Source organism: Deltaproteobacteria bacterium (assembly GCA_019308995.1).
Taxonomy (GTDB): Bacteria; Desulfobacterota; Desulfarculia; order Adiutricales; family JAFDHD01; genus JAFDHD01.
Genome location: JAFDHD010000076.1, coordinates 1 through 15,554 on the forward strand (window position 1 = coordinate 1; position 15,554 = coordinate 15,554).

12 protein-coding genes are annotated in these 15,554 nt (G+C 52.7%); 7 read left to right on the forward strand and 5 right to left on the reverse strand.

All coding sequences use genetic code 11. The annotated features are described in order from the left end of the window. On the reverse strand, nucleotides 1-717 hold a 717-nt coding region (locus tag JRI95_11965; protein MBW2062261.1), incomplete at its 3' end, for a transposase. A 530-nt stretch (nucleotides 718-1,247) separates the two neighbouring features. Between JRI95_11965 and JRI95_11970 the strand changes: the two genes are divergently transcribed. The 3 genes from JRI95_11970 (at nucleotide 1,248) to JRI95_11980 (ending at nucleotide 6,491) form a co-directional block, all read left to right on the forward strand. After that, nucleotides 1,248-3,185: a tetratricopeptide repeat protein gene (locus JRI95_11970; protein ID MBW2062262.1), complete on the forward strand. Its 1,938-nt coding sequence runs from the start codon at nucleotides 1,248-1,250 to the stop codon at nucleotides 3,183-3,185. A gap of 3 nt (nucleotides 3,186-3,188) precedes the next feature. After that, a complete protein-coding gene (locus JRI95_11975) occupies nucleotides 3,189-4,946 on the forward strand; it encodes a glycosyltransferase family 39 protein (GenBank protein MBW2062263.1) in 1,758 nt (585 codons plus the stop codon). 150 nt (nucleotides 4,947-5,096) lie between these two features. Then, nucleotides 5,097-6,491 (forward strand): replication-associated recombination protein A, encoded by a 1,395-nt coding sequence (locus tag JRI95_11980; protein MBW2062264.1) that lies wholly within the window; start codon nucleotides 5,097-5,099, stop codon nucleotides 6,489-6,491. A 253-nt stretch (nucleotides 6,492-6,744) separates the two neighbouring features. Here JRI95_11980 and JRI95_11985 read toward each other — a convergent pair whose 3' ends face one another. Next, nucleotides 6,745-7,005, reverse strand: coding sequence for a hypothetical protein (locus tag JRI95_11985; protein ID MBW2062265.1), 261 nt, complete (start codon nucleotides 7,003-7,005; stop codon nucleotides 6,745-6,747). 235 nt (nucleotides 7,006-7,240) lie between these two features. Between JRI95_11985 and JRI95_11990 the strand changes: the two genes are divergently transcribed. From JRI95_11990 to JRI95_12000, 3 genes are all read left to right on the forward strand, one after another. After that, nucleotides 7,241-8,671: a glucose-6-phosphate isomerase gene (locus JRI95_11990; GenBank protein ID MBW2062266.1), complete on the forward strand. Its 1,431-nt coding sequence runs from the start codon at nucleotides 7,241-7,243 to the stop codon at nucleotides 8,669-8,671. 15 nt (nucleotides 8,672-8,686) lie between these two features. Continuing rightward, on the forward strand, nucleotides 8,687-10,165 hold the full coding sequence (locus tag JRI95_11995; GenBank protein MBW2062267.1) for a two-component sensor histidine kinase: 1,479 nt from the start codon (nucleotides 8,687-8,689) through the stop codon (nucleotides 10,163-10,165). Between the two features lie 96 nt (nucleotides 10,166-10,261). Then, entirely contained in the window at nucleotides 10,262-11,653 is a 1,392-nt protein-coding gene (locus tag JRI95_12000; protein MBW2062268.1) for a sigma-54-dependent Fis family transcriptional regulator, read from the forward strand. 905 nt (nucleotides 11,654-12,558) lie between these two features. On the opposite strand, the gene era is transcribed toward JRI95_12000, so the two are convergent. The 3 genes from era to rnc all read right to left on the reverse strand — a co-directional run bounded on the left by era (nucleotide 12,559) and on the right by rnc (nucleotide 15,279). After that, nucleotides 12,559-13,449 (reverse strand): GTPase Era, encoded by an 891-nt coding sequence (gene era, locus JRI95_12005; GenBank protein ID MBW2062269.1) that lies wholly within the window; start codon nucleotides 13,447-13,449, stop codon nucleotides 12,559-12,561. Between the two features lie 67 nt (nucleotides 13,450-13,516). Beyond that, nucleotides 13,517-14,551 (reverse strand): radical SAM protein, encoded by a 1,035-nt coding sequence (locus JRI95_12010; GenBank protein MBW2062270.1) that lies wholly within the window; start codon nucleotides 14,549-14,551, stop codon nucleotides 13,517-13,519. After that, a complete protein-coding gene (gene rnc, locus JRI95_12015; protein ID MBW2062271.1) occupies nucleotides 14,548-15,279 on the reverse strand; it encodes a ribonuclease III in 732 nt (243 codons plus the stop codon). Before rnc ends, JRI95_12010 begins: the two co-directional genes overlap by 4 nt. A 127-nt stretch (nucleotides 15,280-15,406) precedes the next feature. Here rnc and JRI95_12020 point away from each other — a divergent pair. Then, nucleotides 15,407-15,554 (forward strand): hypothetical protein (locus JRI95_12020; GenBank protein MBW2062272.1); only part of this gene is annotated, 148 nt, incomplete at its 3' end.

Consider the following 15,554-nt stretch of genomic DNA (forward strand, 5'->3'; position numbering starts at 1 on the left):
AGGATGACGCCGCTCCACATCAGCCAATAAGGCCTTGCCTCCAGTGATGTCGGCTACAGATGCCTTGGTGACTTCATAGCCCACTGGCAACTCGTAATCCGCATCCACCATAAGATGCAATTTAAAGCCAAACCAACTTTTCACACGCTCCCAAAGGGTACCGTCCTTATGCTGGCCCTTGTAAGTCTTTACACCCAGGTCCGCGTCACTTTCTAAGCGGCCGTCTTCTGTCTTCGGTTCCTCTCTCTTCTTGCGGCCGCGGCTATGACTGGCTATGGCCTTGCTGTCTATGGACAAGTTTTGCCCAAAATCAGGCAATATCTTTCGCAACTCATCCACCAACTGGTCAAAAATAGTATCAATGAAAGACTGGCGAAGATATAGACCCTTTAAAAATCGGGTGTACACACTGGGAGGCGGAACCGCTTTCTGGCCCTTTAGCGGATCAAAACCGCACAACTGGCGCAACTGAGCGTTCCGCTTTAGCTCACGGCGCAGACTTTCCACTGATTCATGCTGAAAAACTATCCCGGCTAATATCGAATTCCATACCGCTCGGACAGGATAATCATCCCGGCCACGGCCACGGTCCTTCTCAATAACCTTCATTAGCTTCTCATCAGGGAGATACTCCAAAACTAATCGCAGCCGTTCTAAATCTCCTAATTCGTCAATTTCTTCCCAGCCAAATAATCTCTTTTGTGGTATGATTGCCATAAGCGTCCTGTTTGATGTTTTTTGTTTTTTTTAGCAAAACCATTATAACATCAATTACTTAAGGACGCTTACCTTTTTTGGGGTCAATTTCTAATAAATAACCTCAAATCCCGTAAAAATACCCTCTCTGTATGTATATTTGGGGTAAAATTAATTTAACCACTCCTCGATGACTACCAATTTCAACCGGTTACATACAACGCAATTGGCTCCTCTATGGCTGTAAAACTTTTTAAAACATAGCTGAAGAAGGAGAAGGCGCCGAATAATACATCCCGATTGAGGATATGCCTGATGGGGTTGATAAAAAAAGCTGTTAAAAAATCCCCCTCAATCCCCCTTTAGAAAAGGGGGAATTTTTTATTTCCCTCTTCAAATGATCTCATGATTGAAAAAACCTTCCTTTTTTTACTTCCCTTTTTAAAGGGGAGTTTACAGGAAATTGGCCTCATAATCATTTTTGTTTACAAGGCATTCTCCAGCCCTGGTTGCCATAGATGTTCGGTCTGAGCTATACTCCAGAAACCATTATGCCAAAAGAAAATCATAAAGATTGGCTTTATCCGCTTGGGCTTTTTGCGGCGGCTCTGGTCATTCGTCTGGTTTTCCTGGCCCAGGTTCAAGGGCAGGCTTACTTTGAGACCCTGCTCCTTGACTCCCAGGCGTATGACGCCCGGGCGCGTGAAATCCTTGGTGGAGACTGGCTGGGGCGCAGCGTCTTTTACCAGGACCCCCTTTATCCTTACTTTCTGGCCCTGATCTATAAAATCTTCGGCACAGGCACTCTCCCGGTGCGTCTGATTCAGATCATCCTCGGCTCCTTAAACGCCGTCCTGATCTATCTCATGGGGAAGCACCTTGGAGGACGGCGCGTCGGGGTCCTGGCCGGGGTTCTGTTTCTCCTTTACGGGCTGGTTTGTTTTTATGACGGGCTCATTGCCAAGGACGGTCCAGGGCTTTTTCTGGTCTGTCTCTCTCTGGCGGTCTTATTCTGGGCGGCCGTGAGAGAGCGGTCCTGGTCCTGGCTGCCAGCGGGGGCGATCTTCGGGCTGGCGACTTTGACCAGAGGCAATCTGCTGCTCATCGCGCCCCTGGTGGCGACATGGATCATCTTTGCCTCGCGATCCAATCTTTCAGGCCGTTTGGTCGCGCTCGGATGCTTTATCCTGGGTCTTATTCTGATCATGGTCCCGGTCACTATCCGCAACTGGGTCGTGGGCCGGGACCTGATCCTGATCACGGCTCAGGCCGGTCAGAATTTTTATATTGGCAACAATCCGCGCGCCTGGGGGTTTTTTGAAAACCCGAAACACATTCGCCTGGAGCCTCGATACGAGGAAGAAGACTTCAGGCAGGAGGCCCTGCGGCTGACCGGCCTCAAGGATATGAAACCCTCTGAGGTCTCCAGCTTCTGGATGAGGCAAGGGCTGAAGTTTATACGGGAAAATCCGGGCCGGGCCCTGAAACTCCTGGGTCACAAGACGGCCATGTTTTTTAACAACTTTGAGATTCCGGATAACTACAACTACTATTTTGCCAGGAGGCAGGCCGCTTTCCTCAAATGGCTGCCGCTTTCTTTTGGCCTGACGGTTTCTCTCGGTCTGGTGGGACTGGCCCTGCCTTGGCCGGACCGTGGCCGCTTCTTTTTGCCTGCGCTCTTTTTCCTGGGCTATCTTGTCTCGATTGTGCCTTTTCACATGGCTGCCCGTTACCGCCTGCCGGTCATACCTCTGCTTTTTTGCGGCGCGGCGGTATTGATCTGGTGGGTCTATGACCGTGTCCGGGCCAGGCAATGGCGGCCTCTGACGCTTGCCTTGATCCCGGTGGCGATGCTCCTGGTCTTCTGCCACTGGCCGTTCTATTCCCCTGACCAGACCTTTGCCGACCCTTACACCGCCTTAGGTATTGCCGCCTCCCGGGCCGGGCAGGATCAAAAGGCGGTGAGTTATTTTGAGCAGGCCCTTGAGGTCAACCCGGAATATACCCCGGCCCGCTATAACCTGGGCAACGCCTACCTGGCTCAGGAGAAATATGATCAGGCCAAAAAAGAGTATTTGCAGACCATATCCACTAATCCTGATTTCATCCCGGCCTACCTGAACCTGGGCAAAATTTATCTGGACCTGGGCCATTATGAGAGAGCTCAGGATGTCTTTAAAAAAGCCATTGAGAAAAATCCGAACGCAGCCAGAGCCTATACAGGCCTGGGCCTCTCCTTTCACTCCCGGCACGGCTACACCGAGGCCAGGGCCGCTTATAAAAAGGCCTTGGCCCTCCGGCCTGATGAAGCTGAAGCCTGGTATAACCTGGCCTGTGTGCTGGCTCAATTGAATCTCCTGGATGAAGCCTGGTCACACCTTAAGGCCGCGGCGCGGCTCAGGCCCGATCTGGCCCGCCAGGCGCCTGATGACCCGGACCTGCGGCCGCTGGGCACGCCGGACGAGATCCGCAGGCGGTTGAAAGATTGAGGCATGGCCTCTTCTCGAAATAAGAGCCGACTCGGCCAGACAATGATTCGAACGACAGGGAATCCTGAAGAGGCAGAATTAAGGCCCCTGAGAATCTGGCTCGCCCTGACCGTGGCCCTGCTTCTAATCCTTCACTTCGGTCTGGGCTTTTTCAGCCTCAAGGATAAATCACCCACCGTGGATGAATTCGCCCACCTGCCTGCCGGGGCTTTTTATCTGAAGACGGGTGACTTTTCGCTTTATGGCAAGAACCCGCCCCTGATCAAACTCTGGTGCGGCTGGACACTCCTGGCCGCCGGGGCCGAGGTTCAGAGCGAAGAAAGGTTTGAGGCGGCCGGTGACTGGCGGCCCTGGATATATGGCACGCAGTTTATGCGGGACAATGCGGCCCGGTATCACGACCTCTTTATTTACGGGCGTTTGCCCAACCTCGTTCTTTCTGCCTGCCTGGGGCTGGTGGTCTTTTTCTGGGCCCAGGCGCTTTTCGGTTCGCGAGGCGGCCTGATCGCCTTGCTGGCATACGCCATCTCCCCCAACCTGCTGGCTCATGCCCGGCTGGTAACCCCGGACCTGGGTCTGGCCCTCTTCTTTACCCTGACTCTCTTCCTCCTGTGGCGGTTTTTTAAACGGCCGGGAATCGCGCTGGCCGTTCTGGCCGGGATTTCCCTGGGGTTGGCGAATCTGACCAAATTCACCGGGTTGCTCTTGCTGCCTCTTTTCGTGGTTTTATTTATCCTGGAAATCGCGCTGCACCCGGCAGATCAAAGGAAGTCCTTTATTGTTCGAGGTCTGGCCGGACTGATGGCGGCCTTTTTGGTCGCCCTGCTGGTCATAAACGTGGGGTATGGGTTCCGCAAGACGCCGACCGATATTCGCCGCATGCCTGTCAGCAGCCAGTTCTTTCAAGGGCTAGCCGCGAGTCCTTTGAGCGCCTTTTCCTGGCCGGCGCCACAGGATTATCTCGAAGGCTTTGACCGCCAGCAGCGGGACGTGAGCCAGGGCGTCTTTCCCAATTATTTAAACGGCCGCTTCAGCCAGGAAGGCTGGTGGTATTATTTCACCTATGCCTGGCTGCTAAAGACGCCTCTGGCCCTGGAGATCGCTCTGGTTCTGGCCCTGGGACTATGGGGCTGGTCAAGGTTTCGTGATTGGAGGAATGTGGTTTACCTCTGGCTTCCGGCCATGCTCCTCTGGGTGGTCCTGTCGTTTTTTAATCATATCAACGTCGGTCTGCGGTATCTCCTGCCAGCCCTGCCGTTGACCTTCATCTTCCTGGGCTCTCTGGGCCGGTTCAGACTGGAACCCCACCTGTACAGGCGCGTCCTGGCCGTGGCCCTGATCGGGCTTTTTCTCGTGGACAGCCTGCTGGCCTTTCCGCACTACTTAGCTTATTTCAACCCGGTTTTCACCAGCCGAGGCAAGGCCCGTTTTCACCTGCTGGACTCAAACCTGGACTGGGGACAGGACTTGAAATACCTCAAGACCTTCATGGACGAGCAGGGGTTGAAGAAAATCAAGCTGGCCTACTTCGGGCACGCAGACCCGAAGCTGTATGGCATTAACTTTGAGATCGCCGCGGATGAACCGACCGATGCCCCCCTGGCCGTGAGCGCCAACCTGGTCATGGGCCTGCCTTACCCGCTGACCTATGTGGACCCGGCGGTGTGGATCCAGCCCCAGACCTTTGCCTGGCTGAGAGACCGCCAGCCCGACGCCCAGGTGGGCTATTCTATCCTGATTTATAATCTGGCTTTGAAATGAGGGGAGTTTTTTTTAAATGAATGCCAGGGAGCTTCGCAGCCTGACCTACAGCTCCTAATTTTTAATCTATTATAAATATTAGGGATTTTATGATAGAATTAAGACCTTAGGCCCGTAGGACACCATGCCCACGCGGGAGATAAAATAAAAATGGCCGACCTATTCTCGCAAAACGAGTCCAAGAACCTGGCCGCGCCTCTGGCCGAGAGGATGCGGCCGCGAACCCTGGATGAATTCGTGGGGCAGTCGCATTTGATCGGCCCGGACAAGATCCTTTCCAGGCTGGTCGAAGCCGGGGAGATGGTTTCCATAATTTTCTGGGGACCGCCAGGCACGGGCAAGACCACCCTGGCCAGGCTGGTGGCCCAGGCGGCTCAGGCCGAGTTCATCGCTTTTTCCGCGGTTCTTGCCGGGGTCAAGGAGGTTCGGGAGGTCATTGCGCAGGCTCGGGAGAATCAGAAGTTTGCCCGCCTGAAGACGGTGCTTTTCGTAGATGAAATTCACCGTTTCAACAAGGCCCAGCAGGACTCCTTTCTGCCGCATGTGGAAAGCGGCCTGATAACCCTTCTCGGGGCGACCACGGAAAACCCCTCCTTTGAGGTCACCCCGCCTCTGCTTTCCCGGATGCGGGTGTTGGTCCTTCATTCCCTGAAAGAAAAGGACCTGGCCGTCCTCCTTGACCGGGCTTTAGGCGACAGTGAGCGGGGCCTGGGAAGCACCGGGGCCGTGCTGACGCCGGAAGCGCGAGCCTTCTTGCTGAGCACGGCTGACGGTGATGCGCGGACCCTTTTGAGCGCCCTGGAATTGGCCGTCATGATCACCCGGCCGGAGAACGGTGAGCGCCGGGTGGGGCTGGCGGATGTGGAGGAGGCCCTTCAGGAGAAAAGCCTGCGCTACGATAAGGCCGGGGAAGAGCACTACAACCTGATTTCCGCCCTGCACAAGAGCCTGAGGGACTCAGATCCAGATGCGAGCCTGTACTGGCTGGCCCGCATGATTTTAGCTGGAGAGCACCCTTTGTACCTGCTCAGGCGGATGATCCGTTTTGCCTCCGAGGACATAGGAAACGCCGACCCGGTGGCTTTAATCCTGGCGACCAGCGCTTTGGAGTCTTACCAGCTCCTGGGATCGCCCGAGGGGGACCTGGCTCTGGCCCAGGTAGCTCTTTATCTCGCCACGGCAGAGAAGTCCAACGCGGCCTATATGGCCTATGAAGCTGCCTTGACCGATGCCCGGGAGAAAGGCACCCTGCCAGTGCCTCTTTCTATTCGGAATGCTCCGACGAGGCTGATGAAGGACCTGGGTTATGGAAGGGGCTATCGTTATGCCCATGACAATGATGAGGCCATCGTCTGGCAGGAACACATGCCTGATGAGCTCAAAGGCAGAAAGTACTACTTCCCGACGGACCGCGGCCGGGAAAAAGCCATCGTCCAAAGGCTGGCCGAGTGGCGGCGGCGTCTGGCTGGCGACAAAGGCCAGCAGACCGGCGCGGCCAGGCCTGGCGCCCTGAAGCAGAACCCCAAGCCAGAGAACGGGAAGTGATCAGACTGAGGACGCGACATGGGGTGTCCTGGTTAACGATATATGGAGATAAAGGACTAAGGTAATAATTATTACCTTATCGTCTTTGTCCTAAATCCTGGTATCCTTCTCTGGTAAAGATGAAAAGGGCATAATAGCCTTTATTTTTTACTAAAAAATGCAACTCTTCAGCAGTATGCCGCACTGATTGGTAGGTCTGCCTGCGCTGTAGTTGACCTTCAATTTTAATTTCATAATGTGTTTTATGATTCGGTTAAGACTTAACCAGTTTGAGGGAAGGCTCTTTTTTCTTTTTGGGCTTATCCTGCTTCGCTTTCAAGATATTTTCATTAAACAGAGAGTTTTTCACCCGGACTGAATTAATGAGAAAAAAGATGATCACAGATTTTTCCCAATCTTTGGTTGGCTTGAATTGTTCCATGGTTTTCTTGTAATGCGGAAGCAGCTGGGTGAGGGAAGCCTCATCCAGGCTGAGGATTCGTTCGGCTATTTGATCGAGGGTTTTATCGAGCATTGGGAACAACTCGTGACAAATTGTTAAAAAAAGACTATAATCATATTCTGGTGTTGTCAAGGGTCATATTTTAATGGCCTGTGAAGTGGCTTCTACTGCTAGTAGTTTGCTCAAAAAAAACAGATAATTTTTAAGTCCAAGAGGAGCCAGTAATAGTTCTCTTCGGGGCAGGGTCCCGGCGAGGGCGGTGCATAAGGTAAGGTAACGTGAGCTTGTTTTATTGAGGTGTAAGGAGATGCCCAACAAAAAATCTGTTCCAAAAGAGCCCAAGATTGAGCTGGACTTTAACAACGTCATGGCCGATATTCTGAAGTCGAAGAATGGGTTGACCCTGGGGGAGATCAACAAGCTGAAGCCAGAAATGGCCGCGGTTCACAAGGACCTGGTGCAGCGGCGTAAAAATGGAGAGCTGCCTTTTTTAGACCTGCCTTTCCAGACTCAGGAGCTTAAATCAATCCGACGCGTGGCAGAAGACATCAGGAAACGAACGGAAAATTTCGTGGTCTTAGGCATCGGCGGCTCCGCCCTGGGTACTCGGGCCCTGTTTACAGCCTTAAGCCCTCAGAATCACAACCTCCTGGACTCATCCAAAAGGCGTTTCCCCAGACTTTTTGTAGCCGATAATATTGATCCGGAGAGCCTGACGACGCTATTGAACTTTGTTGATCCCAGGCGCACTTTCTTCAATATTATCAGCAAATCCGGGACCACGACCGAGACCATAAGTCAATTCATGATCGTTCACGACCGGCTGCGCCGCAGTTTGGGGAAGTCAAGTATCAAGGATCATGTGGTTGTGACCACCGATCCGGAACAGGGGCTGCTGCGTGAGCTGGTCCGTCAGGAGGGCTACCTTGCCCTTGAGGTCCCTCCCGGCATTGGCGGTCGTTTTTCGATTTTAACACCGGTAAGCCTGCTGCCTCTGGCGGTGACGGGCATTAACATCGTGGAGCTGCTTAAAGGGGCGGCTGAGGCATCTGAGGCCTGCTCGCAGCCCAACATAATGCGCAATCCGGCTTACTTATTTGCCGTTTTGACCTATGCCTTGCGGCAGTGGCGTGGGCGATCCATTCTGGTGATGATGCCTTATGCGGATGCCCTTTCTGAGTTTGCGAGCTGGTTCAGCCAGCTGTGGGCCGAATCTCTGGGCAAACGCTATGCCACAGACGGCCGGGTGGTCCAGGCCGGACAAACACCGGTCAAGGCCATAGGCGCCACTGACCAGCACTCCCAGCTCCAGCTCTATATGGAGGGCCCGCAGGACAAAGTTATCGTCTTTGTCGGACAGAAGTCCTACCGGCTAGATACCCGCATCCCGCCCATATTCAAGGAGTACAAGGACCTGAACTACCTGAGCGGATATACTCTTGGAGAACTGATCCAGACTGAACAGGCAGCCACGGCTCGCGCGCTGGCCCTGGCCGGTCGCCCGAACATGACCCTGACTCTGCCTCGAATTACACCCGCCAGTATGGGTTATATGATGTACCTCCTTGAAGTTGCCACCGTAGCCAGCGGTTATCTTTACCACATTGATCCGTTCGATCAGCCGGGGGTGGAGATGGGAAAAAGCTTCACTTACGGACTCATGGGCAGGCCTGGCTACGAGTCCTTTAAGGACGAATTCAACAAAGGACCTCGCCCCAAAAAGAAATACATCCTCTAAGATGTCAGTCAGACAATGATCCAGAAGATAGACCAGGCTAATCGGGACAAAGAACAAAGGGCGAGTCCGAAGATAACCACTAAGGGCGGCGAGGAAAGCGTTAAGCCACAGCGCCTTGTCAGGTATTTTTCATTTAGCGGCTTCTTCGTCATCCTGATTTTCGCCCTGCTGCTGAGCCTCTTTATCTCCCACCAAGCCAAAAGCATGCTTTTAGACGAAAACGAAGATTACGCCGAACTAGTGGCCAGATACTTAAATCGCCAGGTATCCCAGCAGTTTATCAATGCGATTCTTTCCTATGGCTACACCAGAGTTCATCTTAGAGAAAGATTCCAGTTCGAACTCATGGACAGGGCGGTTCGCAAATCCATCCACGGGTTCAAGATTGATAGAGTCAATATCTATGACTTCGACGGCATGATCGTCTACAGCACGGACTCAGAGCTGATTGAGACCACCGGTCAGGATTCCAAGCCTTATAAGGCCGCTCTGAAAGGAAAATCCACCTCCACCCTGATCACCCGCCAAGGTCGTTTTGGCGGCTTTGGCCAGACCCGAACGCTCCAGACCTTTTCTCCCATTCGGCGGGTGCTGCTCAGCGGTGATGAAGACTATATTATGGGGGTTTTTGAGATCCATCAAGACCTGACAGAGGCTTACGCCGAGATCGTTAACTTCCAATATCTGAGTATCGTGACCTCGCTTTTGTTCATGACCCTGCTTTTTATGGTGCTGCGCCAGATTGTAAAACGGGCAGATAAAATCATTGAAGAGCGGAACGCGGAGCGCCGGAGGTTTCAAGAAAAACTGTATCAATCCGAAAGGCTGGCCGAACTGGGTCAGATGATCGCTGCGGTATCCCATGAGGTCCGCAACCCGCTGGGTATCATTAGCAGCACCTCTGAAATCCTCCGTGGCAAGCTTAAACAGTATGAGCCGGACAATCAACTGGCTGAGGTCATTGTGCAGGAATCCAAACGACTCAACCAGATCGTGACCGAATTTCTTGACTTTGCCCGACCCAAGGTGCCCAAGATCACGACAACCAGCCTCAAGGATGTACTGGACAAGAATCTGTATTACTTATCCTCAGAGTTGGAAAAGGGCGGCGTCAAGGTCATACGCCGTTACGGCGGACCGGCTGTCATTCAGGCCGATCCAGATCAGCTTTATCAGGCCTTTCTCAATATTTTCCTTAATGCTATTCAGGCCATGCCAGAGGGTGGTCAGATCAACGTGAAGACCACGGGCATAAATGGTCAAAAAGGGGATATGGCCGAAGTGGTCATTAGCGATACCGGCGAAGGCATTGAACCTGAAACGCTAAAAAATATCTTTAACCCCTTTTTTACCACCAAGGATAAAGGCAGCGGCTTGGGGCTGTCCATTGTCAGGAACATCATCGAAAACCATAAAGGGGAGGTCTTTATCGAACCCGCTGAAGGCGGTGGGGCGCGAGTGGTAATCCACCTCCCGGTTACACAAGATTTGTAAAACGTTATTAAATGAAAATTGTGAGTCATTTGTTCAAAATGCTTCCTCTTACTTCCAGCTATATCGGTTTTGGAACTATCTGTTCAGGCAATTGAGATGGAAACCATTCTCGTTGTAGATGACGAAAAGAACTACCTGGTGGTAATGAGCACCCTGTTGTCCGAGCAGGGTTATGAGGTCTTCACCGCTGAGAACGGGTGGCAAGCTCTGGAATTGATTGAAGAATCGGACCTGGAGCTGGTTCTGACCGATATGAAGATGCCGCAGATGGACGGAATCGAGCTGCTAACCCGGATCCACGAGGTCCGACCGGACCAGCCGGTCATCGTTATGACTGCCTTTGGAACCGTGGAAAAAGCGGTTCAGGCTATGAAAGCCGGGGCCTTTGACTACATAACCAAACCCTTTCAGAACGAAGAACTGATGCTGACCATCCGCAAGGCCCTGGACATGTACAAGCTGGTCCGGGAAAATAAGGCGCTCACCCAGGAATTGAGGCAGCGGTACCAGTTTGAAAATATCATCGGTAAGACCAGGGTCATGCAGGACATCTTCCGCCTCATTGAAAAGGTGGCCGATACCCCGGCCAATGTGCTGATCACCGGGGAGAGCGGCACAGGCAAGGAACTCATTGCCCGGGCCATCCATCAAGGCAACCAGGCTCGGCGAGACAACCGGTTCATCACCATCAACTGTGCGGCCCTGCCTGAAAGCCTGCTTGAAAGTGAGCTCTTCGGCCATGAAAAAGGCGCGTTCACCGGCGCCATCGCCACCCGGAAAGGGCGCTTCGAACTCTCCAACGGCGGGACTGTCTTTCTCGATGAAATCGGGGACATGCCTCTGTCCCTCCAGGTCAAGCTGATGAGGGTCATTCAGGAACGGGAGTTTGAAAGGGTCGGCGGAACCAAGACCATCAAGGTGGACGTGCGGCTGGTAGCCGCCTCCAACCAGGACCTTAAGCAGGCCGTGGCCGAGAAGCGATTTCGCGGGGACCTCTTATATCGCCTCAATGTCATCCATATCCATCTGCCGCCCCTGAGAGAAAGAACCGATGATATACCTTTACTGGTAAACCATTTCCAGCGGTTGTACGGCGAAAAAAGCGGCCGATCAGACCTGACCGTCTCCCCGGAAGCCATGCAGCGCATCTATGCCTACCACTGGCCAGGCAATGTCCGGGAGCTGGAAAACGCTATCGAACGGGCCGTCATCCTCTGTCCAGATCGAACGATTCGGCCCGAAGACCTGCCAGAAGACCTGAGTGAGGGAGCTGAAGGCCAGCACCAAACTGAAGCAGAGATGCTTTCTGATCTGGATAGATTCATTCCACCTCAGATGGGGCTTAATAAAGCCCTGGAAACAATCGAAAAAAAGATGATCGAGCAGGCCCTGAAAAGGACCAACAACGTCCAGGCCCATGCGGCCTCCCTCCTGGGTATCAAGAAAAATGTAATGCAGTATAAACTAAAGAAATACAACCTTTCTTAAGCCCTTGGACCTTAAAAAGGCTCTACTGATTCGAGGTTTTATTTTTTGGACCGAATAATAACTAATAAAAACTTGTACTTATAGAAGTAAAGCTTCCGGCGGGCCTAGAAAGTACAAATTTTTGTACCGAAAAATTTGAAGAAAGCCTGATAATATTTCTGGTTCAAATTAAATTAATTCTTAAAAATCAATATGTTACGATCAATATAGAGCTGTGTTTATTAGTTGGCAAGAAAATTGCTTCTACTGTAAGGTACAGTCTCCAAAGCTGTACCCAAAACCCAAATTAACCACTCTTTTCTCCTCTCTCAAGTTAACCGGGACCCATGGTTCCGGTTAACTTTTTTTGTGCCTTATTTTACTTAACCAGCGCCCATCCTTGATAAAACGATAGTGAGATCGAGCTTGAAAGGGCGTGAAGCAGGTCTTGACCTTTCATCCGGGGAAAGAACAGACCCCCTGCCTGAACTCAGTTTACCAGTTATCGCGTTTGGAAAAATAATCTTTTGATTATACTCCTTTGGATGAATTCATAAGGAGAGATTATTTCACCTAACCTGCCTTGAGTGAACGCAAAGGGCTTGCAATGACACGTCATTGATATTGTTACAAAATGTCATTGCGAGGAGTGTTCGCGACGATACAATCCTGGAATTTTCAATCGGAAAGTTTTGTGCCACATACCCTGACCTCTTTATTATGGTTTGAAAAAAAGCTAATGAAGCCGGGCATGGTACAAATTTTTGTACTCCAACCCTAACAAGATCATCCAGAACCATGTGGCTAATGCTGCCAGGCTGCATCATGATGAAAGGCTGAGGAGGAGGATAGGTCAGGGAGGCCGACTATTAATCAGGCATCCAGTGGGCTAATATAAACCTATCTCTGATTCAAGGCGTCTGGCTTTATCTGTACCCTAAGCGGCGTATGGCGCGCCGGTCTTGGCTCCAGTTTTTTTCAACCCGCACAAAAAGTTCGAGGAAGACCCTGGTTCCGGTCAGGCGCTCGATATCCTGACGGGCCGCCGATCCGATCCGTTTCAACATCTCCCCTTTTTTACCGATGATGATTCCCTTCTGGGAGTTCCTCTCCACATGGATCACGGCCTTGATTCGGACCAGGTCAGAACGATCCTCGTTGAACTCCTCGATTGTCACGGCTGTTGAATAGGGTATTTCCTGCCTGGTCAGGTTGAAGACCTGCTCCCGGATCATCTCCGCGGCGATGAACCTCTCGGGCTGATCGGTGATGGTATCAGGGGGATAATACTCCGGCCCCTCTGGCAGCTGCTTGACGATCTCCTCGAGGAGCACGGGTAACCCCTCGCCTGTCAGCGCTGAGATGGGAACCAGGGCGGCCAGAGGCAGTTCGCGGCTGTACCTCTCCATCCATGGCAGGAGGTCCTTCTTTTTGATCAGGTCAATTTTATTAAAGGCAAGAATTATCGGCCGATCCTGGTTTTTGAGGGCTTTCAGCACTAGTTCATGATCCTTTTGTCTTCGGTCCGGTTCGACCATGAACAGGATTAGGTCCGCGTCTGACAGGGTGGACAAGGCCTGGCGGAGCAAGACCTGGTTGAGCAGGTTGTCCGCCTGGTGGATGCCAGGGGTATCGAGGAAGATGACCTGAGAGTTTGGCGTGGTCCAGACTCCGAGGATGCGATGGCGGGTGGTCTGGGGTTTGGCTGAAGTGATGGCCACCTTCTGTCTCAGTATGCGGTTGAGCAAGGTGGATTTGCCTACATTCGGCGCGCCGATGATGGCCACAAAACCAGAATAGTGTGTTGATTCAGTCATAGGTTATTTGTTTTCTTTTGGGGGAAACTTTTTACTAAAAAGTTTCTCCCAGAGACTGGGATCCTCTTTATTTAAAGATCGAATAAGTTTCACCCTGCCATTGAAACTGCCCTCGGGGTTGATCCGGGTCCGGTATGATACTGGGCGTCAGGTGCCTGAATTCAGCAGATAGCCTGGCCAAATTGGACCGCGCGTGACCTCGAGCCTGTGAAAGATCGCGCCAGGAGACGGTTACGGAGGCCTCCCCGTTCAAAGGGGGTTTGGCTCGAAGGGCACGGACAATAGCCTGGTAAAATACCTCCGCCTTGACCAGGTCGCCCAGGGCAGGATGATACGGTCCGGCCAGAACTGCTTGTTCCAGATCGGAACTGGTCTGCAGACCGATGCGGGTGACAATGATTCCAGCCCGGGTCAGGCGCTTATACATCATGGCGCAGATTTCCACGGTTTGGTTCAGCGTCAGGGGCTGATATGCGCCATTAAGGTATAAATCTGCCAGGGGAGTGCCTTTGATAACCAGAGCCGGATAAAGCCGGGACTCATCCGGGAACAGGTCAATCACCTCATGCACGGTAGATTCCAAACTGACTGTATCCTCTCCGGGCAAGCCTGGCAGGAGCTGTAGGCCCAGCCCGAGCCCGGCCGCCTTGACCCGCCGGGCGGCCTTCCTTGTGTCCGAGGCGGTGTGGCCGCGCCGGCTGAGCTTAAGAACCTGGTCATCCATGGATTGAGCGCCGATCTCGATGATGGTCACGCCCTTGCTTTTTAAAAACTCGATTTCGTTAACAGGCAGGGCATCGGGCCGGGTTGAAAGACGTATGCCCTGGATCAGGTCATGTTTCAGGAAAGGAATGACTGCCTCGAGCAGTTCCGCCTGACGGTCCCTGGGCAGAGCGGTGAAGGTCCCCCCGTAAAAGGCCGCCTCAACCCTGACTCCTGAGCGGCGGCGAGGCGAGGAAAGGCCGGCTTCCAGACCCTGCGCCACACTGGCTGCTGTTAAGGTTTCCGCGCGCCGTCCGCCGGAGCGGTGCTGGTTGCAGTAAAGGCAGCGGTGAGGACAGCCCTGATGAAGTAAAAAAAATGGAATAATAAAAGGAGTCACGTGGTCGGTGCGGTTCGGCTCTTAAGGATTTCCAGGGCCGATCTAGCGGCGTCTCGCTCCGCCTCTTTTTTACTCCGCCCCTGGCCAACGGCCAATTTCTCAGAACCAAGGACCAGGGTCACCATAAAGGTTTTGGAGTGGTCCGGACCGTTAGTTCCAGCCAGGCGGTAGACCGGCACCTGGTTATAAATCTCTTGGGTCAGCTCCTGAAGTCTCGTTTTATAATCCTGTAAAAGGTCCTGGGTGGAGGATTTGACGACCAGGTCTCCCAGCAGGTGCTCGACTACCGCAGCCGCGGCGGCAAACCCCCCATCAATATAGATGGCCGCCAGAATGGCTTCAAAGGCATCGGCTAAAATGGAATTTTTGTTCCGGCCGCCGGTAGCCTCCTCACCGCGGCCCAGGGCCAGGCAGGGCGCGACACCGGTGTCCCTGGCTAGACTGGCCAGTTGTGATTCATTCACCAGTCCGGCCCTCATCTTAGACAGTTCACCTTCCTTCATTTCTGGAAAAGCCTGATACAAAAGGAAACTGATGCACAGTGATAAAACGGCGTCGCCCAGGAACTCAAGGCGCTGGTTGTCCTCTGCATCTTGCCGCTCTTTCAAGTCCGCGTGTGTCTCATGAATAAAGGAGCGGTGCCTGAGTGCTGTCCGGAGAAGCGCGCGATCGGTAAAGCGATATCCGATTCGGTTCTCCAGTTCGGTCAATGACGCTGCATCGTCCATACTAGTAACCTGCTCAAATTAACTAATAAAAATGATAGTCAGGCTGAAAGTTAAAGTCAAGGCTTGTGAAGCCCGGTGTGGAGAGCACATAAACTGTCTGGTCGATATGGTATCCAAGGAGGGAGCCATGAGACGGACAAAGTTGCTACAGGAGATCCGGATGATGAGATTTGAAGAGGCATACTATGGTTGGCAAGAGCGAAGATTGACTCAGGATGAGGCGGCTTATCTGCTGGGCGTTTGTGCTCGGACTTTTCGCCGCTATATCAACAGGT

Bases quoted from the DNA above. Each gene is read 5' to 3' on its own strand.
- era (MBW2062269.1), bottom strand. From the start codon at position 13,449: ATGACTGAATCAACACACTATTCTGGTTTTGTGGCCATCATCGGCGCG.
- JRI95_11970 (MBW2062262.1), top strand. From the start codon at position 1,248: ATGCCAAAAGAAAATCATAAAGATTGGCTTTATCCGCTTGGGCTTTTT.
- JRI95_11995 (MBW2062267.1), top strand. From the start codon at position 8,687: ATGATCCAGAAGATAGACCAGGCTAATCGGGACAAAGAACAAAGGGCG.
- JRI95_12000 (MBW2062268.1), top strand. From the start codon at position 10,262: ATGGAAACCATTCTCGTTGTAGATGACGAAAAGAACTACCTGGTGGTA.
- JRI95_11990 (MBW2062266.1), top strand. From the start codon at position 7,241: ATGCCCAACAAAAAATCTGTTCCAAAAGAGCCCAAGATTGAGCTGGAC.
- JRI95_11975 (MBW2062263.1), top strand. From the start codon at position 3,189: ATGGCCTCTTCTCGAAATAAGAGCCGACTCGGCCAGACAATGATTCGA.
- JRI95_11985 (MBW2062265.1), bottom strand. From the start codon at position 7,005: ATGCTCGATAAAACCCTCGATCAAATAGCCGAACGAATCCTCAGCCTG.
- rnc (MBW2062271.1), bottom strand. From the start codon at position 15,279: ATGGACGATGCAGCGTCATTGACCGAACTGGAGAACCGAATCGGATAT.
- JRI95_11980 (MBW2062264.1), top strand. From the start codon at position 5,097: ATGGCCGACCTATTCTCGCAAAACGAGTCCAAGAACCTGGCCGCGCCT.